Annotated in this window: 24 protein-coding genes and 4 tRNA genes; 27 read left to right on the top strand and 1 reads right to left on the bottom strand. The window is 67.9% G+C overall.

Annotated features, from left to right (window positions below; translation table 11 throughout):
- Positions 1–2: 2 nt before the first annotated feature.
- Complete coding sequence (locus tag TCCBUS3UF1_RS10620; protein WP_014516506.1) at positions 3–1,298, bottom strand: MBL fold metallo-hydrolase; 1,296 nt, start codon at positions 1,296–1,298, stop codon at positions 3–5.
- 70 nt (positions 1,299–1,368) lie between these two features.
- Here TCCBUS3UF1_RS10620 and TCCBUS3UF1_RS10615 point away from each other — a divergent pair.
- The 27 genes from TCCBUS3UF1_RS10615 to TCCBUS3UF1_RS10485 all read left to right on the top strand — a co-directional run bounded on the left by TCCBUS3UF1_RS10615 (position 1,369) and on the right by TCCBUS3UF1_RS10485 (position 18,913).
- Positions 1,369–1,444: transfer RNA gene (locus tag TCCBUS3UF1_RS10615), tRNA-Thr, on the top strand.
- Between the two features lie 16 nt (positions 1,445–1,460).
- A tRNA-Tyr gene (locus TCCBUS3UF1_RS10610) sits at positions 1,461–1,546 on the top strand.
- A gap of 22 nt (positions 1,547–1,568) precedes the next feature.
- Positions 1,569–1,644 (top strand) — tRNA-Gly (locus tag TCCBUS3UF1_RS10605).
- A gap of 3 nt (positions 1,645–1,647) precedes the next feature.
- Positions 1,648–1,723: transfer RNA gene (locus TCCBUS3UF1_RS10600), tRNA-Thr, on the top strand.
- Between the two features lie 67 nt (positions 1,724–1,790).
- The gene (tuf, locus tag TCCBUS3UF1_RS10595; protein ID WP_014514872.1) at positions 1,791–3,011 is read left to right on the top strand and encodes an elongation factor Tu; all 1,221 of its coding nucleotides are present in this window, start codon (positions 1,791–1,793) and stop codon (positions 3,009–3,011) included.
- A 42-nt stretch (positions 3,012–3,053) separates the two neighbouring features.
- Positions 3,054–3,218: a 50S ribosomal protein L33 gene (gene rpmG / locus TCCBUS3UF1_RS10590; protein ID WP_014516505.1), complete on the top strand. Its 165-nt coding sequence runs from the start codon at positions 3,054–3,056 to the stop codon at positions 3,216–3,218.
- A complete protein-coding gene (gene secE / locus TCCBUS3UF1_RS10585; RefSeq protein ID WP_014516504.1) occupies positions 3,218–3,400 on the top strand; it encodes a preprotein translocase subunit SecE in 183 nt (60 codons plus the stop codon). The genes rpmG and secE overlap by 1 nt, the downstream gene beginning before the upstream one ends.
- Positions 3,397–3,951: a transcription termination/antitermination protein NusG gene (gene nusG / locus TCCBUS3UF1_RS10580; RefSeq protein WP_014516503.1), complete on the top strand. Its 555-nt coding sequence runs from the start codon at positions 3,397–3,399 to the stop codon at positions 3,949–3,951. The genes secE and nusG overlap by 4 nt, the downstream gene beginning before the upstream one ends.
- Before the next feature lie 43 nt (positions 3,952–3,994).
- Positions 3,995–4,438, top strand: a complete 444-nt coding sequence (gene rplK / locus TCCBUS3UF1_RS10575; protein WP_014516502.1) for a 50S ribosomal protein L11 — start codon at positions 3,995–3,997, stop codon at positions 4,436–4,438.
- A complete protein-coding gene (rplA, locus tag TCCBUS3UF1_RS10570; RefSeq protein WP_014516501.1) occupies positions 4,431–5,120 on the top strand; it encodes a 50S ribosomal protein L1 in 690 nt (229 codons plus the stop codon). The genes rplK and rplA overlap by 8 nt, the downstream gene beginning before the upstream one ends.
- Positions 5,121–5,325: 205 nt before the next feature.
- On the top strand, positions 5,326–5,847 hold the full coding sequence (gene rplJ, locus TCCBUS3UF1_RS10565) for a 50S ribosomal protein L10 (RefSeq protein WP_014516500.1): 522 nt from the start codon (positions 5,326–5,328) through the stop codon (positions 5,845–5,847).
- A gap of 10 nt (positions 5,848–5,857) precedes the next feature.
- Positions 5,858–6,235, top strand: coding sequence for a 50S ribosomal protein L7/L12 (gene rplL, locus TCCBUS3UF1_RS10560; RefSeq protein WP_014516499.1), 378 nt, complete (start codon positions 5,858–5,860; stop codon positions 6,233–6,235).
- A gap of 121 nt (positions 6,236–6,356) precedes the next feature.
- A complete protein-coding gene (locus TCCBUS3UF1_RS10555; RefSeq protein ID WP_041433895.1) occupies positions 6,357–6,941 on the top strand; it encodes a UbiX family flavin prenyltransferase in 585 nt (194 codons plus the stop codon).
- A gap of 37 nt (positions 6,942–6,978) precedes the next feature.
- Positions 6,979–8,097: an acyl-CoA dehydrogenase family protein gene (locus tag TCCBUS3UF1_RS10550; protein WP_014516497.1), complete on the top strand. Its 1,119-nt coding sequence runs from the start codon at positions 6,979–6,981 to the stop codon at positions 8,095–8,097.
- Positions 8,098–8,142: 45 nt separating this feature from the next.
- The gene (locus tag TCCBUS3UF1_RS10545; RefSeq protein ID WP_014516496.1) at positions 8,143–8,934 is read left to right on the top strand and encodes an isoprenyl transferase; all 792 of its coding nucleotides are present in this window, start codon (positions 8,143–8,145) and stop codon (positions 8,932–8,934) included.
- 144 nt (positions 8,935–9,078) lie between these two features.
- Positions 9,079–10,209, top strand: a complete 1,131-nt coding sequence (gene lysS / locus TCCBUS3UF1_RS10540; RefSeq protein WP_014516495.1) for a homocitrate synthase — start codon at positions 9,079–9,081, stop codon at positions 10,207–10,209.
- A gap of 11 nt (positions 10,210–10,220) precedes the next feature.
- Entirely contained in the window at positions 10,221–11,471 is a 1,251-nt protein-coding gene (locus TCCBUS3UF1_RS10535) for a 3-isopropylmalate dehydratase large subunit (RefSeq protein WP_014516494.1), read from the top strand.
- Entirely contained in the window at positions 11,464–11,955 is a 492-nt protein-coding gene (locus TCCBUS3UF1_RS10530; RefSeq protein ID WP_014516493.1) for a 3-isopropylmalate dehydratase small subunit, read from the top strand. The genes TCCBUS3UF1_RS10535 and TCCBUS3UF1_RS10530 overlap by 8 nt, the downstream gene beginning before the upstream one ends.
- A 9-nt stretch (positions 11,956–11,964) precedes the next feature.
- Positions 11,965–12,282, top strand: coding sequence for a hypothetical protein (locus TCCBUS3UF1_RS10525; protein WP_014516492.1), 318 nt, complete (start codon positions 11,965–11,967; stop codon positions 12,280–12,282).
- Entirely contained in the window at positions 12,276–12,440 is a 165-nt protein-coding gene (gene lysW / locus TCCBUS3UF1_RS10520; RefSeq protein ID WP_041433894.1) for a lysine biosynthesis protein LysW, read from the top strand. Before TCCBUS3UF1_RS10525 ends, lysW begins: the two co-directional genes overlap by 7 nt.
- Positions 12,441–12,512: 72 nt before the next feature.
- Positions 12,513–13,358: a lysine biosynthesis protein LysX gene (gene lysX / locus TCCBUS3UF1_RS10515; protein ID WP_014516490.1), complete on the top strand. Its 846-nt coding sequence runs from the start codon at positions 12,513–12,515 to the stop codon at positions 13,356–13,358.
- Positions 13,351–14,385: an N-acetyl-gamma-glutamyl-phosphate reductase gene (argC, locus tag TCCBUS3UF1_RS10510; protein WP_014516489.1), complete on the top strand. Its 1,035-nt coding sequence runs from the start codon at positions 13,351–13,353 to the stop codon at positions 14,383–14,385. The genes lysX and argC overlap by 8 nt, the downstream gene beginning before the upstream one ends.
- A 9-nt stretch (positions 14,386–14,394) precedes the next feature.
- Entirely contained in the window at positions 14,395–15,204 is an 810-nt protein-coding gene (locus TCCBUS3UF1_RS10505) for a [LysW]-aminoadipate kinase (protein WP_014516488.1), read from the top strand.
- 4 nt (positions 15,205–15,208) lie between these two features.
- Complete coding sequence (locus tag TCCBUS3UF1_RS10500; protein ID WP_014516487.1) at positions 15,209–16,786, top strand: 1,4-alpha-glucan branching protein; 1,578 nt, start codon at positions 15,209–15,211, stop codon at positions 16,784–16,786.
- Positions 16,787–16,795: 9 nt separating this feature from the next.
- Positions 16,796–17,677 carry a nitrilase-related carbon-nitrogen hydrolase gene (locus TCCBUS3UF1_RS10495; protein ID WP_014516486.1) on the top strand — a complete coding sequence of 294 codons (882 nt, stop codon included), beginning with the start codon at positions 16,796–16,798 and terminating at the stop codon, positions 17,675–17,677.
- Entirely contained in the window at positions 17,664–18,509 is an 846-nt protein-coding gene (locus TCCBUS3UF1_RS10490; RefSeq protein ID WP_014516485.1) for an NAD+ synthase, read from the top strand. The genes TCCBUS3UF1_RS10495 and TCCBUS3UF1_RS10490 overlap by 14 nt, the downstream gene beginning before the upstream one ends.
- Complete coding sequence (locus tag TCCBUS3UF1_RS10485; RefSeq protein WP_041433893.1) at positions 18,506–18,913, top strand: CoA-binding protein; 408 nt, start codon at positions 18,506–18,508, stop codon at positions 18,911–18,913. The genes TCCBUS3UF1_RS10490 and TCCBUS3UF1_RS10485 overlap by 4 nt, the downstream gene beginning before the upstream one ends.
- Position 18,914 lies beyond the last annotated feature (1 nt).

The following is an 18,914-nucleotide window of genomic DNA, read 5'->3' as shown; positions in this document are numbered from 1 at the left end:
GCCTACACCTCCACCCCTTCCCCAAAGGTGGCCAGGCTGGCCTCCTGGCCCCGCGAGGCCAGAAGGGCGCCCAGCCCCTGGAGCTTCTCCTCCTCCCCGTGGACCAGGACCACCCGGGGCTGGCCTTCCAGCCAGGCCAAAAGCTCGTCCTGGCCGGCATGCCCCGAGAAACCGCCCAGGGTGTGGACGCTGGCCCTCAAGGGCACCTCCTGGCCCAGGAGACGCACCCTTTCCGGCCTGGCGATGATCTCCGCCCCCAGCCCCCCTCGAGGCTGGTAGCCCACGAAGATCAAGGCGTTTTTGGGGTCGGCCAGGCCGTGCTTGAGGTGGTGCAGGATCCGTCCCCCGGTGAGCATGCCGCTGCCGGCCAGGACCACCATGGGCCCCTCCTCCCGGGTCAGGGCCCGGGAAACCTCCGCGCTCTCCACCACCTGAAGGCCCGGGGGGCGGAAGGGGTTTTTCCCCTGGAGGAAGTAAAGCTGTACCTCCTCGCTGAAGTAACGCACCAGGTGGGGGTAGAGCTCCAGGACCCGCTCGGCCATGGGGGAGTCCAGGTAGATGGGGGCCCGGGGCAGGCGGTGGCCATGCTGGTAGAGCACGTACAGGATTTCCTGGGCCCTTTCCACGGCAAAGGTGGGGATGAAGGCCTTCCCCCCCTGGGCCAAGGTGTGCCCCAGGATCCCTAGGAACTCGGCCACCGTTTCCGGGAAAGGCCGGTGGGGCCGGTCCCCGTACGTGCCTTCCGAGAGGACCAGGTCCGCCTTGGGGGGAAGGGAAGGGTCAGGAAGGACCTGCTTTTGCCGGTTCCCCAGGTCCCCGCTGTAGACCAGGGTCTTCCCCTCCCCATGGACCACCACGAAGGCGCTTCCCGGCAGGTGGCCTGCCTGGCCCAAGGAGAGGGTGAGGTCGCCCAGGCGCAGCCACTCTCCGTACTCCAGGGGCTTTAGGTGCCGAAAGAGGGTTTCCAGGTCCTCCTCGTCAAAAAAAGGCTCCTCCATCACCTTGAGGGCATCCTCCAGCACGATGCGCATGAGGAGGGCCGTGGCCCGGGTGGCGTAGACCGGTCCCCGGTACCCTTCGCGGAAGAGCTTGGGCAGGCGGCCCACGTGGTCCAGGTGGGCGTGGCTCAGGACCACCGCGGCCAAGCGGGAAGGCTGGAAGCCAAAGGGCTCCTGGTTCTTCCCCTCCTCCCGTCCTTGGAACATGCCGCAGTCCAAGAGGACCTGCCGCCCCTCGGCCAGGAGGAGGTGGCAGCTGCCCGTCACCTCCCGGGCGGCGCCAAAAGGTACGATGCGCATGCCTTTATCTTGACACTTTCCCCTTGGTGTGTTAGCCTAATCCCTCGGACAGGGTCCTATCCCCCGTCCTGCCACCCTAGCTCAACTGGCAGAGCACCCGACTTGTAATCGGGGGGTTGGGGGTTCAACTCCCCTGGGTGGCTCCAGCAAGAGGTGGTGCGTGGGCAGGTGCCCGAGCGGCCAAAGGGGACGGTCTGTAAAACCGTTGGCGTATGCCTACGCTGGTTCGAATCCAGCCCTGCCCACCAGGTGTGCCCAGCACACCCCCATGCGGGAGTAGCTCAGTTGGTAGAGCATCGGCTTCCCAAGCCGAGGGTCGCGGGTTCGAGTCCCGTCTCCCGCTCCACGAGCTCGCGTAGCTCAGCAGGTAGAGCACACCCTTGGTAAGGGTGAGGTCGCCGGTTCGAGCCCGGCCGCGAGCTCCATCTTTTTGTCTGCCCTGGGCCTCAGGCTCCCAGGGCGGCCTTTGCGTGCAAGCAAGAAGGAGGAACCATGGCCAAGGGCGAGTTTATCCGCACGAAGCCCCACGTGAACGTGGGGACGATTGGGCACGTGGACCACGGGAAGACGACGCTGACGGCGGCGCTGACGTTTGTAGCGGCGGCGGAGAACCCCAATGTGGAGGTGAAGGACTACGGGGAGATTGACAAGGCGCCGGAGGAGCGTGCGCGGGGGATTACCATCAACACGGCGCACGTGGAGTACGAGACGGCGGCGCGGCACTACTCCCACGTGGATTGTCCTGGGCACGCGGACTACATCAAGAACATGATTACGGGTGCGGCCCAGATGGACGGGGCGATTCTTGTGGTGTCGGCGGCGGACGGGCCGATGCCGCAGACGCGGGAGCACATTTTGTTGGCGCGGCAGGTGGGGGTTCCGTACATCGTGGTGTTCATGAACAAGGTGGACATGGTGGACGACCCCGAGCTTTTGGACCTGGTGGAGATGGAGGTGAGGGACCTTTTGAACCAGTACGAGTTTCCTGGGGATGAGGTTCCGGTGATTCGCGGGAGTGCGCTTTTGGCGCTGGAGCAGATGCACAAGAACCCCCAGACGAAGCGAGGGGAGAACGAGTGGGTGGACCGGATTTGGGAGCTGTTGGACGCCATTGACAGGTACATTCCCACGCCGCAGCGGGACGTGGACAAGCCGTTCTTGATGCCGGTGGAGGACGTGTTTACCATCACGGGTCGTGGGACGGTAGCCACGGGGCGGATTGAGCGGGGCAAGGTGAAGGTTGGGGACGAGGTGGAGATTGTGGGCCTTGCTCCGGAGACGCGGAAGACGGTGGTGACCGGTGTAGAGATGCACCGGAAGACTTTGCAGGAGGGGATAGCTGGGGACAATGTAGGTTTGCTCCTGCGGGGTGTAGGGCGGGACGAGGTGGAGCGGGGGCAGGTTTTAGCGAAGCCTGGGAGCATTACGCCGCACACGAAGTTTGAGGCTTCGGTGTACATCTTGAAGAAGGAGGAGGGTGGGCGGCACACGGGTTTTTTCACGGGGTACCGTCCGCAGTTTTACTTTAGGACGACGGATGTGACGGGGGTGGTGGAGTTGCCCCAGGGGGTGGAGATGGTGATGCCTGGGGACAACGTGACGTTTGTGGTGGAGCTGATCAAGCCGGTGGCGTTGGAGGAGGGTTTGCGGTTTGCCATCCGGGAGGGTGGGCGGACCGTGGGCGCCGGCGTGGTCACCAAGATCCTGGAGTAAGCCCTGGGGGGAGGGCTTCCTCCCCCCTTTGTGAGGTGAGGCATGGCCAGCGAGGTCCGCATCAAAATCCTCTTGGAGTGCACGGAGTGCAAACGCCGCAACTACGCCACCGAGAAGAACAAGCGCAACACCACCTCCAAGCTGGAGCTGAAGAAGTACTGCCCCTGGTGCGATAAGCACACCGCCCACCGGGAAGTGAAGGTCTGATGTTCGCCCGGATTGTCCGTTACTTCCAGGAGGCCCGGGCCGAGCTCGCCCGGGTTACCTGGCCCACGCGGGAGCAGGTGGTGGAGGGTACCCAGGCCATCCTGGTCTTCACCCTGGTGGCCATGGTGGTCCTGGGGCTTTACGACCTGGTCTTCCGCTTCCTCATAGGGCTCTTGCGATGAGCATTGAATGGTACGCGGTCCACACCTACGTGGGGCAGGAGGAGAAGGCCAAGGCTAACCTGGAAAAGCGGGTTAGGGCCTTCGGCCTAGGGGACAAGGTCTTCCAGGTCCTTATCCCCACGGAGGAGGTGGTGGAACTCCGCGAGGGGGGGAAGAAGGAGGTCGTCAAGCGGAAGCTCTTCCCCGGGTACCTCTTCGTCCAGATGGACCTGGGGGACGAGGAGGAACCCAACGAGGCCTGGGAGGTGGTCCGGGGAACCCCGGGCATCACCGGCTTCGTGGGGGCGGGCAACCGGCCGGTACCCCTTTCCCCGGACGAGGTGCGCCACATCCTGGAGGTCTCCGGCCTCTTGGGCAAGAAGGAGGCCCCCAAGGCCCAGGTGGCCTTCCGGGAGGGGGACCAGGTGCGGGTGGTTTCCGGACCCTTTGCGGACTTCACCGGCACCGTGACCGAGATCAGCCCGGAAAAGGGCAAGGTCAAGGTCATGGTCACCATCTTCGGGCGCGAGACCCCTGTGGAGCTGGACTTTTCCCAGGTGGTCAAGGCCTAAAGGCGTCTGCACCCCCAACTTGGGGGGAGCCTAGGAGGGAAAAATGAAGAAAGTTGTTGCCGTAGTCAAGCTGCAGCTGCCCGCGGGCAAGGCCACGCCTGCGCCCCCGGTGGGCCCGGCCTTGGGCCAGCACGGGGCCAACATCATGGAGTTCGTCAAGGCCTTCAACGCGGCCACCGCCAACATGGGGGACGCCATCGTCCCGGTGGAGATCACCATTTACGCCGACCGCTCCTTCACCTTCGTCACCAAGACCCCGCCTGCCAGCTACCTGATCCGCAAGGCCGCGGGGCTGGAGAAGGGGGCCCACAAGCCGGGCCGGGAGAAGGTGGGGCGGATCACCTGGCAGCAGGTGGTGGAGATCGCCAAGCAGAAGCTCCCCGACATGAACACCACCGACCTCGAGGCCGCGGCCCGCATGATCGCCGGCTCGGCCCGGTCCATGGGGGTGGAGGTGGTGGGCGCGCCGGAGGTGAAGGATGCCTAAGCCGGGCAAGCGTTACCGGGCCCTCCTGGAGAAGGTGGACCCCAACAAGGTCTACTCCATTGACGAGGCGGCCAGGCTTCTCAAGGAGCTGGCCACGGCCAAGTTTGACGAGACCGTGGAGGTCCATGCCAAGCTGGGCATTGACCCCAGGAAGTCCGACCAGAACGTGCGGGGCACCGTTTCCCTTCCCCACGGCCTAGGCCGCCAGGTGCGCGTGCTGGCCATCGCCAAGGGGGAGAAGATCAAGGAGGCCGAGGAGGCGGGGGCCGACTACGTGGGCGGGGAGGAGATCATCCAGAAGATCCTGGATGGCTGGATGGACTTTGACGCCGTGGTGGCCACCCCCGACGTGATGGGGGCGGTGGGCTCCAAGCTGGGCCGGATCCTGGGTCCCAGGGGCCTCCTGCCCAACCCCAAGGCGGGCACGGTGGGCTTCAACATCGGGGAGATCATCCGGGAGATCAAGGCCGGGCGGATTGAGTTCCGCAACGACAAGACCGGGGCCATCCACGCCCCCGTGGGCAAGGCCAGCTTCCCCCCGGAGAAGATCGCCGAGAACATCCGCGCTTTCCTGAAGGCCCTCGAGGCCAGCAAGCCCGAGGCGGCCAAGGGTACTTTCCTGCGCTCGGTCTACGTGACCACCACCATGGGGCCGAGCCTGCGCATCAACCCCCATTCCTAAGGAAGCGCGCCCTGGGGCCTGGCCTTGACGCCAGGCCCCGGGCCTTTTAGACTCCTATATGGCACCCCGGGCGCGATGGCGCCCAGGCCCAAGACAGCGGGGGGCAAAGGCCTTAAACATCCCGCCGAGGCGCTTGAGGGGGAGCGTTTCGCAAAAGCCCTAAAAAGTCGGCCGGGGTTCCCCTGCCCCGAAAAGGGAGGAAGGCGTGCCAAACAAGCGCAACGTTGAGCTTCTTGCCGCCCTCAAGGAGAACCTTGAGCAGGCCCGTGGCTCCTTCTTCCTGGTGAACTACCAGGGGCTTTCCGCCAAGGAAACCCACGCCCTGCGCCAGGCCCTTAAGGAGAAGGGGGCCCGGCTCTTTGTAGCCAAGAACACCCTGATCCGCATCGCCCTCAAGGAACTTGGCCTACCCGAGCTGGATGGCCTGCAGGGGCCCAGCGCCGTGGTCTTCTACCAGGACCCGGTGGCCGCGGCCAAGGCCCTGGTGGACTTCTCCAAGAAGAACCCCAAGGGCATCCCCGAGGCCAAGGGTGGACTCCTGCAGGGCCAGGTGCTCACGGCCAAGGACCTGGTGGCCCTGGCGGAGCTTCCCACCATGGACGAGCTCCGGGCGGAGCTTCTTGGGGTCCTGCAGGCGCCCATGGCAGAGCTTGTGGGGGTCCTGGGCGGCGTGGCCCGCGAACTGGTAGGCATCTTGGAAGCGTACGCGGAAAAGAAGGCGGCGTAGGAGGTAGAAGATGGCTTTGGACATTGAACGCATCAAGGAAGAGCTTTCTCAGGCGACGGTTCTGGAACTCAAGCAGCTCATCGACGTGCTTAAGGAGACCTGGGGTGTGACCGCCGCGGCCCCCGTGGCCGTGGCCGCGGCCCCTGCGGCTGCGGCTGCCGCGGCCCCCGTGGAGGAGAAGACCGAGTTTGACGTGATCCTCAAGGATGCGGGGGCCAAGAAGCTGGAGGTGATCAAGGAGCTCCGCGCCATCACCGGCCTGGGCCTCAAGGAGGCCAAGGACCTGGCCGAGAAGGGCGGCCCCATCAAGGAGGGGATCCCCAAGGCCGAGGCCGAGGAGATCAAGAAGAAGCTGGAGGCCGTGGGCGCGGTGGTGGAGCTGAAGTAAGCCCCCGCCCCACGGGGTGCCCCCCGGGCCCAAGGGGTCCGGGGTTTTCCCTTGGGGAAACGGGCCGGGTTCGGGGGCTGGGCCACGGGCGCCTCGAGGGGGGGCGGGTAGGATGGGAAGGATGGCGCTACCTCCCCGCATCGTGGTGGGCCTTTCCGGGGCGAGCGGCATGCCCTACGCCCTGGACCTCCTCAGGACCCTAGAGGGGCAGGCCGAGGTGCACCTGGTGGTGTCCCAAGGGGCCAAAAGGGTCCTGTGGGAGGAGATGGGCCTACACCCCAAGGACCTCGAGGCCCTGGCCCAGCGGGTCTACCGGGACACGGACCTGGGGGCTCCCATCGCCTCCGGCTCCTTCCCCACCCGGGGGATGGTGGTGGTGCCCTGCTCCGCCACCACCCTGGGCAAGATCGCCTACGGCCTGGCGGACACCCTCCTCACCCGGGCGGCCTACGTCCACCTCAAGGAGCGCCGCCCCCTGGTCCTGGTCCCCCGGGAAACCCCCCTGCCCCTTCCCACCCTCAAGGCCATGGTCCAGGCGGCGGAGGCCGGGGCGGTGGTCCTGCCGGCCAGCCCAGGGTTCTACCATCGCCCCAAGGAAATCGGGGATCTTTTGGGCTTCATCACCCAGCGCATCCTGGACCACCTGGGCCTTCCGGTCCGCCGGGCCCCCCGCTGGGGGGAGGAGGCCCTGCCCGGCGAGGAATGACGCTTTTTTGCCGCCTTGCGGTGATACGATGGTTCCGATGACCCTGACCCAGGAGCAGCGGCTGGTTCTGGACACGGTGCGCAAGGTGGCCAGGGAGGTCCTCTACCCCCTGGCCCCGGAGTACGACCGGGAGGGCAAGTACCCGTGGCCCCAGCTTAGGGCCCTGGCGGAGCTGGGCTTTTTGGGCATGACCACCCCGGAGGAGTGGGGCGGTGTGGGCCTGGACTCCGTCACCTGGGCCCTGGCCCTGGAGGAGATCGCCGCCGCCGACCCCAGCGTGGCGGTGATCCTTTCCGTCACCAGCGGCCTGCCCCAGTACATGCTCCTCCGCTTCGGCACCGAGGCGCAAAAGCGGAGGTACCTCCTCCCCCTGGCCCGGGGGGAGTGGATCGGGGCCTTCTGCCTCACCGAGCCCCACGCGGGTTCCGACGCCGCGAGCCTCCGCACCGAGGCCCGCCGGGTGCCGGGGGGGTACGAGCTTCACGGGGTGAAGAGCTGGATCACTTCCGCGGGGCAGGCCCACCTCTACGTGGTCATGGCCCGCACGGAGCGGGGCATCGGCGCCTTCTTGGTGGAGAAGGGGGCTAAGGGGCTTTCCTTCGGCCTTCCTGAGGAGAAGATGGGCCTGCACGCGGCCCACACCGCTGAGGTCCGCCTCGAGGGGGTCTTCGTCCCCCAGGAGAACCTCCTGGGGGAGGAGGGGAGGGGCCTGGCCTACGCCCTGGCGGGGCTGGACTCGGGCCGCATCGGGGTGGCGGCCCAGGCGGTGGGGATCGCCCGCGGGGCCTACGAGATCGCCAAGGCCTACGCCGACCAGCGGGAGCAGTTTGGCAAGAAGCTCCGCGAGCACCAGGCCATCGCCTTCAAGCTGGCCGACATGCACGTGAAGATCGCCGCCGCCCGGGCCCTGGTCCTGGAGGCCGCGCGGAAGAAGGACCTGGGGGAGCGGTTCACCCTCGAGGCCAGCGCCGCCAAGCTCTTCGCCAGCCAGGTGGCGGTGGAGGTGACCCGGGAGGCGGTCCAGGTCCTGGGGGGGTACGGCTACCACCGGGACTACCGGGTGGAGCGGTACTACCGGGACGCCAAGGTGACGGAGATCTACGAGGGGACCTCGGAGATCCAGCGGCACATCATCGCCCGGGAGCTTTACCGCTAGGGGGTCCTTCCCTTTCTCACCCAACCGCCTTAGGGTGGATAGGGTATGCTCCGCCGCCTCCTCTCCCTTTCCCGCCCCCTTTACTGGCTCTATGAGCGGCGCCTCCAGGAGGAGGTGAAGGGGGGGCCCATGCCCCGGCACCTGGGCCTTATCCTGGACGGGAACCGCCGCTTCGCCCGGGCCCTGGGCCTTTCCCCCACCAAGGGGCACGAGTTTGGCGTGCACAAGGCCTACGAGGTCCTGGAGTGGTGTCTGGAGCTCGGCATCACCACGGTGACGGTCTGGGTCTTCTCCACCGACAACTTCAACCGCTCCCCGGAAGAGGTGGAGGAGCTCATGCGCCTCTTCGTGCGGGAGGCGGAGCGGATGGCCGAGGACCACCGCATCCTGGAGCACCAGGTGCAGGTGCGGGTCATTGGCCGGCGGGAGGGGTTTTCCCCGGAGGTGCTTAAGGCCTTGGAGCGCCTGGAGGAGGGGACCCGCCACCACCGGGGCATGGTCCTCAACATCGCCATGGGCTACGGGGGACGGGAGGAGATCGTGGACGCGGTGAAGCGGCTCCTCCTCGAGGCCGAGGCCCAGGGCCTCACCCCCGGCCAGGTGGCCGAGGCCCTGACCCCCGAGGCCATCGCCCAGCGCCTCTACACCGCCGGCCTGCCTGACCCTGACTTCATCATCCGCACCTCGGGGGAGATCCGGCTTTCCGGCTTCCTCCTCTGGCAGTCCGCCTACTCGGAGTTCTACTTCGCCGATGTCCTCTGGCCCGAGTTCCGGAAGATCGACTTCCTCAGGGCCCTGAGGAGCTACCAGGCCCGGGAGCGGCGGTTTGGCCGTTGACAAAATACGGGGTCTTCGTATACCCTTACAGGCAAGATGCTGGCCCTAGAGAAAAAACTCGGCCGCCGGGGGGTAGGATAGCCCTCGTAGGGTTCCTTATCCCCCGGCCCGAGTTCGGGCCGGTTTTCTTTTGGGGAGGGGCGCATGCGGGAATGGCGGATCATAGACTCCACGCTGCGGGAAGGGGAGCAGTTTGAGCGGGCCAACTTCACCACCCAGGACAAGGTCCTGATCGCCCAGGCCCTGGACGAGTTCGGGATTGAGTACATTGAGGTCACCACCCCCATGGCCTCCCCCCAGTCCCGCAAGGACGCGGAGACCCTGGCCTCCTTGGGCCTCAAGGCCAAGGTGGTGACCCACATCCAGACCCGCCTGGACGCGGCGGAGGTGGCGGTGGAGACCGGGGTGCAGGGGATTGACCTCCTCTTTGGCACCAGCAAGTACCTGCGGGCCGCCCATGGCCGGGACATCCCCCGGATCATTGAGGAGGCCCGGGAGGTGATCCAGTACATCCGCGAGAAGGCCCCCCACGTGGAGGTGCGCTTCTCCGCCGAGGATACCTTCCGCTCGGACGAGCACGACCTCTTGGAGATCTACGGGGCCATCGCCCCCTACGTGGACCGGGTGGGCCTGGCGGACACCGTGGGCATCGCCACCCCCCGGCAGGTCTACGCCCTGGTGCGGGAGGTGAGGCGGGTGGTTGGCCCCGAGGTGGACATCGAGTTCCACGGCCACAACGACACCGGCTGCGCCATCGCCAACGCCTTTGAGGCCATTGAGGCCGGGGCTACCCACGTGGACACCACGGTCTTGGGGATCGGCGAGCGGAACGGGATCACGCCCCTAGGGGGCTTCCTGGCCCGGATGTACACCCTGCAGCCCGAGTACGTGCGGGGCAAGTACAAGCTGGAGATGCTCCCCGAGCTGGACCGGATGGTGGCCAGGATGGTGGGGGTAGAGATCCCCTTCAACAACTACATCACCGGGGAGACGGCCTTCAGCCACAAGGCGGGGATGCACCTCAAGGCCATCTACATCAACCCCGAGTCCTACGAGCCCTACCCGCCGGAGGTCTTCGGGGTGAGGCGGAAGCTCATCATCGCCTCCAAGCTCACGGGCCGCCACGCCATCCGGGCCCGGGCCGAGGAGCTGGGCCTGCACTACGGGGAGGAGGAGCTGGCCCGCATCACCCAGCACATCAAGGCCCTGGCCGACCGGGGGCAGCTTACCCTCGAGGAGCTGGACCGGATCCTGAGGGAGTGGATCACCGCGTGAAGGAGGTGGGGATGGGCCTGACCTTGGCGGAAAAGATCCTTTCCCATAAGGCGGGAAGGGAGGTTCGGGCGGGGGAGCTGGTGGTGGTGGAGGTGGACCAGGTGATGGTGGTGGACTCCATCGCCGGGAGCTTCTTCAAGCGGCTGGAGTACCTGGAGGCCACCCCCCGGTACCCGGAGCGGGTTTCCGTCGTCATCGACCACGTGGCCCCCGCGGCCAACCTGGAGGTGGCCAAGGCCCAGAAGGAGATCCGGGAGTGGGGGAGGCGGCACGGGATCCGGGTCTTTGACGTGGGCCGGGGGGTGTGCCACCAGGTCCTGGTGGAGGAGGGCCTGGCCCAGCCCGGCTGGATCGTGGTGGGCTCGGACTCCCACTCCACCACCTACGGGGCGGTGGGGGCCTTCGGCACGGGGATGGGGGCCACGGACATCGCCCTGGCCGCGGCCAGCGGCCGCACCTGGCTAAGGGTGCCGGAAAGCGTAAAGGTGGTCTTCCGGGGCCGGCTTCCCCAGGGGGTTACGGCCAAGGATGCCGCCTTGGAGATGGTCCGCCTCCTCACCGCCGAGGGGGCCACCTACATGGCGGTGGAGATCCACCTCCTAGACGGGGCGGAGGCCCTAACCCGCGGGGAGCGCATGACCCTGGCCAACCTCACCGTGGAGGCGGGGGCCAAGGCGGGGCTCGTGGTCCCCTCGGGGGAGATCCTGGAGACCTACCGGGTGCCGGACTGGCTCTACCCCGATCCCGATGCCCACTACGTCCGGGAGGTGGAGATTGACCTTTTTGCCCTCACCCCCAGGGTTTCCGTGCCCTTTTACGTGGACAACGTCCACGAGGTGGCCGCGGTGAAGGGCAAGCGGGTGGACCAGGTCTTCATCGGCACCTGCACCAACGGGCGGATTGAGGACCTGCGCGCGGCGGCGGAGGTGCTTAAGGGAAGGCGGGTGGCCCCCTGGGTGCGGCTGCTGGTGGTGCCCGCCTCCAGCCAGGTGCTGGAGGAGGCGGCCAAGGACGGTACCCTCCTCACCCTCCTGGAGGCGGGGGCTACCCTCGGCACCCCGGGGTGCGGCCCCTGCATGGGGCGGCACATGGGGGTCCTGGCCCCGGGGGAGGTGTGCGTCTCCACCTCCAACCGCAACTTCCGCGGGCGGATGGGGGCCCCCGATGCGGAGATCTACCTGGCAAGCCCCCGGGTGGCGGCGGCCAGCGCCGTGGCCGGCTACCTGACCACCCCGGAGGATCTGGAGGAGGTCCATGCCTAGGGTTTGGAAGTTCGGCGACCAGATCAACACGGACGACATCCTGCCGGGGAAGTACGCCCCCTTCATGGTGGGGGAGGACCGCTTCCACCAGTTTGCCTTTGCCCACCTGCGCCCCGGGTTCGCCCAGGAGGTGCGCCCCGGGGACATCCTGGTCTTTGGCCGCAACGCGGGGCTGGGCTCCAGCCGGGAGTACGCCCCCGAGGCCCTGAAGCGCCTGGGCGTGCGGGCGGTGATCGCCAAGAGCTACGCCCGCATCTTCTTCCGCAACCTGGTGAACCTGGGCATCGTGCCCTTCGTTTCGGAGGAGGTGGTGGATGCGCTAGAGGACGGCGACCTGGTGGAGCTGGACCTGGAGCGGGGGGTGCTGGTGCGGGGCGGGGAGCGTTTCGCCCTCCGCCCCCCACCCCCCTTCCTCCTGGAGGCGCTCAAGGAGGGCTCCCTCCTGGACTACTACAAGAAGCACGGGCGCTTCCCGGGGGAGTAGACTGGACCCATGGAGGACCTGGAGATCACCTGTCCGGTGTGCGGCGAGGCCAGCGTGGTGCTGGCGGAGGACCTGGAAACCCTCGAGGTGGGGGACGTGCTGGAGTGCGAGGCCTGCGGGGCCTTTCTGGAGGTGACCTCCTTGGACCCCCTGGAGGTGGAGGTGACGGAGGAGGGCCTGGAGGGCTTCTTCGTGGACTGCCCCCGTTGCGGGTACACCTTTGAGGTGTCCGAGGAGGACGAGGGCCAGGAGGTGCAGTGCCCGGAGTGCGGCTTCAGCTTTGTCCCTGACTGGAGCGAGGTAGAAGGGGAGGACGAGGAATGGTAGCCACTTGCCCGGAGTGCGGAGCGGAGTTGACCCTGGAAAACCCGGAGCTGGGAGAACTTCTGGTCTGCGAGGACTGCGGGGCGGAGCTGGAGGTGGTGGGGCTGGACCCCTTGCGCCTCGAGGCCGCCCCCGAGGAGGCGGAGGACTGGGGGGAGTGAGCCCCGCCTAGCCTCCCTCAGGGACCCCGACCGGGAAAACCCGGTCGGGGAGCCCTAAAGGGGGAAAGCGCCATGCTGGCCATCCTCTACGACCGCATCCGCCCCGACGAGAAGATGCTCTTTGAACGGGCCGAGGCCCTGGGCATCCCCCACAAAAAGGTCTACGCCCCGGCCCTGCCCATGGTCTTGGGGGAAAAGCCCAAAGAGCTGGAGGGGGTCACGGTGGCCCTGGAGCGGTGCGTGAGCCAGTCCCGGGGCCTGGCGGTGGCCCGCTACCTTACCGCCTTGGGCATCCCCGTGGTCAACCGCCCCGAGGTGATCGAGACCTGCGGGGACAAGTGGGCCACCAGCGTGGCCCTGGAACGGGCGGGCCTGCCCCAGCCCAAGACGGCCCTCCTCACCGAGGCCGGGGCCGCCTTGGCCCTCATGGAAGCCTGGGGCTACCCCGTGGTCCTGAAGCCCGTGATCGGCAGCTGGGGGCGGCTTCTGGCCAAGATCACCGACCGGGAAGCGGCGGAGGCCATCCTGGAGCACAAGGAGGTCCTGGGGGGCTTCCAGCACCAGCTCCTCTACCTGCAGGAGTACGTGAGGAAACCCGGGCGGGACATCCGGGTTTTCGTGGTGGGGGAGAGGGCCATCGCCGCCATCTACCGCAGGAGCGGGCACTGGATCACCAACACCGCCCGGGGCGGCCAGGCGGAGGCCTGCCCCCTCACGGAAGGGATCGCCGAGCTTTCCGTGAAGGCGGCCCGGGCCGTGGGGGGTGGGGTGGTGGCCATTGACCTCTTTGAGTCCGAAAGGGGGCTTCTGGTCAACGAGGTGAACCACACCATGGAGTTCAAGAACTCCGTGCACACCACCGGGGTGGACATCCCCGGGGAGATCCTGCGCTACGCCTGGGAGGTGGCCCGTGGATAGGAAGACCCTGGCCATCGTGGGGGCCTCGGGGTACGCGGGGGGGGAGTTTTTGCGCCTGGCCCTGGCCCACCCCTACCTGGAGGTCAAGCAGGTGACCTCGAGGCGCTTCGCCGGGGAGCCCGTGGCCCTGGTCCACCCCAACCTGCGGGGGAGAACCAGCCTCAAGTTCATCCCCCCGGAGGCCCTGGAGCCCGCGGACATCCTGATCCTGGCCCTGCCCCACGGGGTCTTGGCCCGTGAGTTTGATCGCTACGCGGCCCTGGCCCCCATCCTCATAGACCTCTCCGCCGACTTCCGCCTCAAGGATCCGGAGCTTTACCGCAAGTACTACGGGGAGCACCCCCGGCCCGAGCTCCTGGGCCGCTTCGTCTACGCCCTCCCCGAGCTCCACCGCCAGGCCCTGAAGGAGGCCAACTGGATGGCGGGGGCCGGGTGCAATGCCACCGCCACCCTTCTCGGCCTCCATCCCCTCCTGCGGGCCGGGGTGCTGAAGCCAGGTCCCATCTTCGTCACCCTCCTCATCTCCACCTCCGCCGCCGGGGCCGAGCCCAGCCCAGCGAGCCACCACCCCGAGCGGGCAGGCTCCTTTAGGGTCTACAAGCCCACGGGCCACCGCCACACCGCCGAGGTGGTGGAAAACCTCCCCGGGAGGCCCGAGGTCCACCTCACGGCCATCGCCACCGACCGGGTGCGGGGCATCCTCATGACCGCCCAGGCCTTTCTCCTGGACGGCTGGAGCGAGCGGGACGTGTGGCAGGCCTACCGCGAGGCCTACGGGGGCGAGCCCTTCGTCCGCCTGGTCAAGCAGAAGAAGGGCGTGCACCGCTACCCCGACCCCCGCTTCGTCCAGGGGACCAACTACGCGGACATCGGCTTTGAGTTGGAGGAGGACACCGGGCGGCTGGTGGTGATGGCGGCCATTGACAACCTGGTGAAGGGCACCGCCGGCCACGCCCTCCAGGCCCTCAACGTCCGCATGGGCTGGCCGGAAACCCTGGGCCTGGACTTCCCGGGCCTGCACCCTTAGGAGGTGCCCATGATCGTGGTGAAGGTGGGGGGTGCGGAGGGGATTGACTACCAGGCCGTGGCCCAGGACGCCGCCGCCCTCTGGAAGGAGGGGGTGCGCCTCCTCCTGGTCCACGGGGGAAGCGCCGAGACCAACAGGGTGGCCGAGGCCCTGGGCCACCCGCCCCGGTTCCTCACCCATCCCGGGGGGCAGGTGAGCCGCCTGACCGACCCCAAGACCCTGGACATCTTCCTCATGGTCTACTGCGGCCTGAGGAACAAGCGCCTGGTGGAGCTCCTGCAGAAGGAGGGGGTGAACGCCATAGGCCTTTCCGGCCTGGACGGCAGGCTTCTGGAGGGGCGGCGCAAAACCGCGGTGAAGTACGTGGAGGACGGCAAGGTGAAGATCCACCGCGGGGACTACACCGGCACGGTGGAGCGGGTGAACCGGGCCCTTTTGGACCTCCTCCTCGAGGCCGGCTACCTGCCGGTGATCACCCCCCCGGCCATCAGCTACGAGGGCGAGGCCATCAACACCGACGGGGACCAGGTGGCGGCCCTCCTGGCCACCGCTTACGGGGCCGAGGCCCTGGTCTACCTCTCCAACGTGCCCGGGCTCCTGGCCCACTACCCCGATGAGGGAAGCCTGGTGCGGGAGATCCCGGTGGAGAGGGTGGAGGAGCCCGCCTACCTGGCCCTGGCCCAAGGGCGGATGAAGCGCAAGGTCATGGGGGCGGTGGAGGCCGTGAGGGGAGGGGTGAGGCGGGTGGTCTTCGCCGATGGCCGGGTGGAGGCCCCCATCCAGCGGGCCCTGGCGGGGGAGGGCACCGTGGTACGCTAGGCCCATGGCGCGCCTCGCCCTGGTCCTCCACGCCCACCTCCCCTACGTGCGGGCCCACGGGATGTGGCCCTTTGGGGAGGAGACCCTGTACGAGGCCATGGCCGAAACCTACCTCCCCCTCCTCCGGGCCCTGGAAAGGCTTTGGCAGGAGGGGGTGGAGGCCCGCCTCACCCTGGGCATCACCCCCATCCTGGCCGAGCAGCTGGCGGATGCGAGGGTGAAGGCCGGCTTCCTGGCCTACGCCAAGGACCGCCTGGAGCGGGCCCAAAGCGACTACCTGCGCTATGGCGGCACGGAGTTGGAGAAAAGCGCCCGCCACCAGGTGGCCTTTTGGGAGCTTACCCTGGACCACTTCCACGCCTTGGGGGGGGACCTCCTCGCCGCCTTCCGGCGGGCCCAGGACCGGGGCCAGGTGGAGCTCCTTACCAGCAACGCCACCCACGGCTACTCCCCCCTCCTGGGCCACGACGGGGCCCTGTGGGCCCAGGTGAAGACGGGGATGAGCACCTATCGCCGCCACTTCGCCAAGGACCCCACGGGCTTCTGGCTCCCCGAGATGGCCTACCGGCCTAGGGGCCCTTGGAAGCCTCCCGTGGAGGGGGCGCCGGAAGGGTTCCGGGCAGGGGTGGACGAGGTCCTCATGCGGGCGGGGATCCGCTACACCTTCGTGGACGCCCACCTGGTCCAGGGCGGAAGGCCCCTTTCCCCTTACGGGGAGGCCTCCTTGGGGCCGGTGGAAAGCACCGAGGCCACCTATTACGTGCACGAGCTGGAAAGTGGCCTCAGGGTCCTGGCCCGCAACCAGGAAACGGCCCTCCAGGTCTGGAGCGCCGACCACGGCTACCCGGGGGAGGGGCTTTACCGGGAGTTCCACCGCAAGGACCCCCTTTCCGGCCTGCACCATTGGCGGGTCACCCACCGCCAGGCCGACCTTGCCCAAAAGGCCCCTTACGACCCCGAGGCGGCCTTTGCCAAGACCAAGGAGCACGCGGCCCATTTCGCCGCCTTGGTGGAGGGGCTTTCCCGGGCCCACCCGGAAGGGGTGATCCTTTCCGCCTACGATGCCGAGCTCTTCGGCCACTGGTGGTACGAGGGGATGGCCTGGTTGGAGGAGGTCCTCCGCCTCCTGGCCAGAACCCCGGGGGTGGAGGCGGTGACGGCCAAGGAGGCGGTCCAGGGTAAGGCGGTGCGCACCGCCCTGCCCGAGGGGTCCTGGGGCCGGGGGGGGGACCACCGGGTCTGGCTCAACCCGGCCACCCTGGACTACTGGCGCCTGGTCTACCGGGCGGAGGGGGCCATGCGGGAGGCGGTCCGGCAGGGGAGCCTGCCCCCTAAGGTGCTGCAGCAGGCCATGCGGGAACTCCTCCTCCTCGAGGCCTCCGACTGGCCCTTCCTGATCGACACCGGCCAGGCCAAGGCCTACGCCGAGGAGCGCTACCGCGCCCACGCCGAGCGCTTCTTCCGCCTCCTCCAGGGGGTTTCCCCCGAGGAGCTAAGGGCCTTGGAGGAGCAGGACAACCCCTTCCCCCAGGCCGACCCCAAGCTTTACCTGGAGCCCGGTTTGGCCCCCGCCGGGGTTTAGGATAAGGGCGTGGCCCGGCATGCCCTACTCCAGTTCCGGCCGGAGAAGGCGAGGCTTAGGGAGAACCTCTCCCGCCTGGCCGAGCACCTGAAGGCCCTCCGCCCCTACGCCCCCGAGGTGGTGGTCCTGCCCGAAGCGGCCCTTACGGGCTACTTCCTCCAGGGGGGGGTTAGGGAGCTGGCCCTGACCCGCTTTGAGCTTCTGGAGCTCCTCTCCGGGGTCTACCAACAGGCGGGCTGGGAGGACCTGGGCCTTTTGGACCTGGTGGTGGGCTTTTACGAGCGGGACGAGGGGGCCTACTACAACAGCGCCGCCTACCTGGAGCTGCCCCACCGCATCGTCCACGTGCACCGCAAGGTCTTCCTGCCCACCTATGGGGTCTTTGACGAGGAGCGCTACCTGGCCCGGGGGCGGCGGGTGGAGGCCTTCCCCACCCGCTTTGGCCGGGCAGCCATCCTCATCTGCGAGGATTTCTGGCACTCCGTCACCGCGGCCATCGCCGCCCTGGACGGGGCGGAGGTGATCTACGTGCCCTCGGCCAGCCCGGCCCGGGGCTTCCAGGGGGAGCGGCCGGAGAACGTGGAGCGCTGGCGCACCCTGGCCCGGGCGGTGGCGGCGGAGCACGGGCTTTACGTGATCCTGGCTAGCCTGGTGGGGTTTGAGGCGGGCAAGGGCATGAGCGGGGGGAGCCTGGTGGTGGGCCCCGAGGGGCGGATTCTGGCCGAGGCCCCCCTCTTTGAGGAAGCGGCCCTCCTCTTCCACCTGGACCGGGAGAGGATCCCCCCGGTGCGGTACGACAGCCCGCTCCTTTCGGACCTCGAGGCAGGCCTTCCCCTCCTCCTTCCCGACCTAAAGCGGGTGCTGAACGGGAGGCAGCATGCGGATTCTTGAGGCCCCCAAGGCGCAGGAGGTGTTGGAACTCAACTGGCCCCTGGTGGCGGACTTCCTCACCCGCTTCCTGCGGGAGGAGCTGGCCTGGCGGGGGTACGAGAGGGCCCTGGTGGCGGTCTCGGGGGGCGTGGACTCCGCCACCACCCTGGCCCTGGCCGTGCGGGCCCTGGGCCCCGATAGGGTCCACGCCCTCTTCCTGCCCCACCGGGACTCCAGCCCCCTTTCCCGGGAACACGCTTACCTGGTGGCGGGGACCTTTGGGGTGGAGCTGGAGGAGGTGGACATTACCCCTATGGTGGAGGGGTACGCGGAGAAGACCCCCGGCCTCACCCCCCACCGCAAGGGCAACCTCATGGCCCGGGCCCGGATGATGGTCCTCTTTGACAAGGCCGAGGCCTACCGGGCCCTGCCCCTGGGCACGGGGAACAAGACGGAACGGCTTTTCGGCTACTACACCTGGCACGGGGACGACTCCCCTCCCCTAAACCCCTTGGGGGACCTGTACAAGACCCAGGTCTGGGGCCTGGCCCGCTACCTGGGGGTGCCGGAGGTGGTGGTAAAGAAGGTCCCCACCGCCGACCTCATCCCCGGCCAGACGGACGAAGGGGACCTGGGGGTGCGCTACCTGCGGGCCGACGTGATCCTGGAGCACTACCTGAAGGGGTACCCCGACGCCTACATCCTGGGCCTGGGTTACACCGAGGAGGAGGTCCTGCGGGTAAAGGAGCGGGTGAACCGTAGCCATTGGAAGCGGGCCTTGCCCACCGTGGCCCTCCTCTCCTCCACGGCCATCGGGGAGTTTTACCTGCGCCCCTTGGATTACCGGCCATGAACGCCAGTGAACTCAGGGCATATCTGGAGAAGGCTCGGACCATCGCCGTATTGGGCGCCCACAGGGACCCTAGCCGCCCTGCCCACTACGTGCCCAAATACCTTTGGGAGCGGGGCTACCGCATCCTGCCCGTGAACCCCCGTTTCGCCGGGGAGGAGCTCTTTGGCGAGCGGGTGGTGGCGAGCCTGCGGGAGCTTGGGGAACCCGTGGACCTCCTGGACGTCTTCCGCCCCCCGGAGGCCCTCATGGACCACCTGGAGGAGGTCCTGGCCCTGCGCCCGGGCCTGGTGTGGCTCCAGTCGGGGATCCGCCACCCGGGCTTTGAGGCGGCCTTGCGCGAGGCGGGCATCCCCCTGGTGGCCGACCGCTGCCTCATGGTGGAGCACCGGCGCCTTTTTCCCTAAC

The sequence above is a fragment of the Thermus sp. CCB_US3_UF1 genome (assembly GCF_000236585.1).
Classification (GTDB): domain Bacteria; phylum Deinococcota; class Deinococci; order Deinococcales; family Thermaceae; genus Thermus.
Note: the sequence above shows the minus strand (reverse complement) of the source record. Positions and strands in the feature narration are given on the sequence as shown.

Bases quoted from the DNA above. Each gene is read 5' to 3' on its own strand.
- TCCBUS3UF1_RS10620 (WP_014516506.1), bottom strand. From the start codon at position 1,298: ATGCGCATCGTACCTTTTGGCGCCGCCCGGGAGGTGACGGGCAGCTGC.
- tuf (WP_014514872.1), top strand. From the start codon at position 1,791: ATGGCCAAGGGCGAGTTTATCCGCACGAAGCCCCACGTGAACGTGGGG.
- rpmG (WP_014516505.1), top strand. From the start codon at position 3,054: ATGGCCAGCGAGGTCCGCATCAAAATCCTCTTGGAGTGCACGGAGTGC.
- secE (WP_014516504.1), top strand. From the start codon at position 3,218: ATGTTCGCCCGGATTGTCCGTTACTTCCAGGAGGCCCGGGCCGAGCTC.
- nusG (WP_014516503.1), top strand. From the start codon at position 3,397: ATGAGCATTGAATGGTACGCGGTCCACACCTACGTGGGGCAGGAGGAG.
- rplK (WP_014516502.1), top strand. From the start codon at position 3,995: ATGAAGAAAGTTGTTGCCGTAGTCAAGCTGCAGCTGCCCGCGGGCAAG.
- rplA (WP_014516501.1), top strand. From the start codon at position 4,431: ATGCCTAAGCCGGGCAAGCGTTACCGGGCCCTCCTGGAGAAGGTGGAC.
- rplL (WP_014516499.1), top strand. From the start codon at position 5,858: ATGGCTTTGGACATTGAACGCATCAAGGAAGAGCTTTCTCAGGCGACG.
- TCCBUS3UF1_RS10555 (WP_041433895.1), top strand. From the start codon at position 6,357: ATGGCGCTACCTCCCCGCATCGTGGTGGGCCTTTCCGGGGCGAGCGGC.
- TCCBUS3UF1_RS10550 (WP_014516497.1), top strand. From the start codon at position 6,979: ATGACCCTGACCCAGGAGCAGCGGCTGGTTCTGGACACGGTGCGCAAG.
- TCCBUS3UF1_RS10545 (WP_014516496.1), top strand. From the start codon at position 8,143: ATGCTCCGCCGCCTCCTCTCCCTTTCCCGCCCCCTTTACTGGCTCTAT.
- lysS (WP_014516495.1), top strand. From the start codon at position 9,079: ATGCGGGAATGGCGGATCATAGACTCCACGCTGCGGGAAGGGGAGCAG.
- TCCBUS3UF1_RS10535 (WP_014516494.1), top strand. From the start codon at position 10,221: ATGGGCCTGACCTTGGCGGAAAAGATCCTTTCCCATAAGGCGGGAAGG.
- TCCBUS3UF1_RS10530 (WP_014516493.1), top strand. From the start codon at position 11,464: ATGCCTAGGGTTTGGAAGTTCGGCGACCAGATCAACACGGACGACATC.
- TCCBUS3UF1_RS10525 (WP_014516492.1), top strand. From the start codon at position 11,965: ATGGAGGACCTGGAGATCACCTGTCCGGTGTGCGGCGAGGCCAGCGTG.
- lysW (WP_041433894.1), top strand. From the start codon at position 12,276: ATGGTAGCCACTTGCCCGGAGTGCGGAGCGGAGTTGACCCTGGAAAAC.
- lysX (WP_014516490.1), top strand. From the start codon at position 12,513: ATGCTGGCCATCCTCTACGACCGCATCCGCCCCGACGAGAAGATGCTC.
- TCCBUS3UF1_RS10505 (WP_014516488.1), top strand. From the start codon at position 14,395: ATGATCGTGGTGAAGGTGGGGGGTGCGGAGGGGATTGACTACCAGGCC.
- TCCBUS3UF1_RS10500 (WP_014516487.1), top strand. From the start codon at position 15,209: ATGGCGCGCCTCGCCCTGGTCCTCCACGCCCACCTCCCCTACGTGCGG.
- TCCBUS3UF1_RS10490 (WP_014516485.1), top strand. From the start codon at position 17,664: ATGCGGATTCTTGAGGCCCCCAAGGCGCAGGAGGTGTTGGAACTCAAC.
- TCCBUS3UF1_RS10485 (WP_041433893.1), top strand. From the start codon at position 18,506: ATGAACGCCAGTGAACTCAGGGCATATCTGGAGAAGGCTCGGACCATC.